The 1,383-nt window shown below is 72.9% G+C and carries 1 protein-coding gene; it reads right to left on the bottom strand.

Annotated features, from left to right (window positions below; genetic code table 11):
• Positions 1 to 79: 79 nt before the first annotated feature.
• Positions 80 to 1,383 (bottom strand): EAL domain-containing protein (locus GTW43_RS03705; RefSeq protein WP_161300169.1); only part of this gene is annotated, 1,304 nt, incomplete at its 5' end.

Raw genomic sequence — 1,383 nt, 5'->3', positions numbered from 1 at the left:
GCCTGCATTTCAGGGGCGCGGGGAACTGCGCGCTCAGCCCCCACCGGGGCCGCACGTGGAGTCCGCGTACCCGACGGAGTCACCCCGTCGCGTCCGCCAGCGCCAGCTCGTGGAGACGGTCAGGCGGACCCGGACGGGCGTAGTACCAGCCCTGGGCCGTGTCGCAGCCCAGCTCCCGCAGCTGCTCGGCCTGCGCCCCCGTCTCGACCCCCTCGACGGTGACCGCGAGGTCGAGGCTGTGGGCCAGCGACACGATGCCCTCGACGATCTTCAGGTCGACGGGATCCGCCGGGAACTGCTGCATGCCCTGGGTGAAGGACCGGTCGAGCTTCAGGACGTTCACCGGCAGGCGCCGCAGGTTCGCCAGGTTCGAGTACCCGGTGCCGAAGTCGTCGAGCGCTATGTCGACGCCCATCTCGGAGAGCCGCCGCAGCGGTTTGAGCAGGTCGTCGTCGGCGCCGATGAGGGCCGACTCGGTGACCTCCAGACACAGAGCGCCCGGCGCGAGCCCGGCACGCTCCAGGATCTCGACGGTGTCCGAGACGAGTCCCGGGTGGGTGAGCTGCATCGGCGACAGGTTCACGTTGATCCGCAGCGGCCCGGCGTCCGCGTGCCGTTCCTGCCAGATGCGGGCCTGCCGGACGGACTCCTCGAGGACCCAGCGGCCGAGCGGCACGATGAGCCCCGTGTGCTCGGCGAGCGGGATGAACCGGTCGGGCCCGAGCACCCCGTGCTGCGGGTGCAGCCAGCGCACGAGCGCCTCGGCGCCCCGCACACTGCCGTCCCCGAGGTGCACGAGCGGCTGGTACTCGATGAAGAACTCGCCGCGGTCGAGCGCGGCCGGCAGCGCGGTGGTGAGCCCGTGCCGGGTGATGGCGCGGGCGTCGGCCTCCGGGTCGGCGAGCTCGTAGCGGTTGCCGCCGGCCGACTTGGCCCGGTACATCGTGATGTCGGCGCTGCGCAGCACCTCGGCGGGGCTGCGCTCGGCGGCCGGGCCCTCGACGATGCCGATGGAGCCGCGCACGGTCAGTTCGCGGCCGTCGATCCGGATGGGCGCGGCGAGGGCCTGCATGATGCGCCCGGCGAGCTCGTCGACCTCGGTCTCGGTGCCGGGCCCGGTGGTCAGTGCGACGAACTCGTCGCCGCCGAGCCGGGCGACCATCTCGCCGGGGGCGGTGGCGCAGCTCTGGAGGCGGTCGGCGACCTCGACGAGCAGCCGGTCGCCGACGGCGTGGCCGAGGCTGTCGTTGACGGTCTTGAAGCCGTCGAGGTCCAGGTAGCACAGCCCGAAGCGGGCGTCGCCGCCCGCGGAGAGCACCTTCTCGAGGCGCTCGAAAAAGAGGGTGCGGTTGGGCAGCCCGGTGAGCGCGTCGTGGGTCGCCT

Origin of the sequence: Streptomyces sp. SID5785 (assembly GCF_009870065.1) — a bacterium.
Classification (GTDB): domain Bacteria; phylum Actinomycetota; class Actinomycetes; order Streptomycetales; family Streptomycetaceae; genus Streptomyces.
This window is presented reverse-complemented; position numbering and strand designations above follow the sequence as displayed.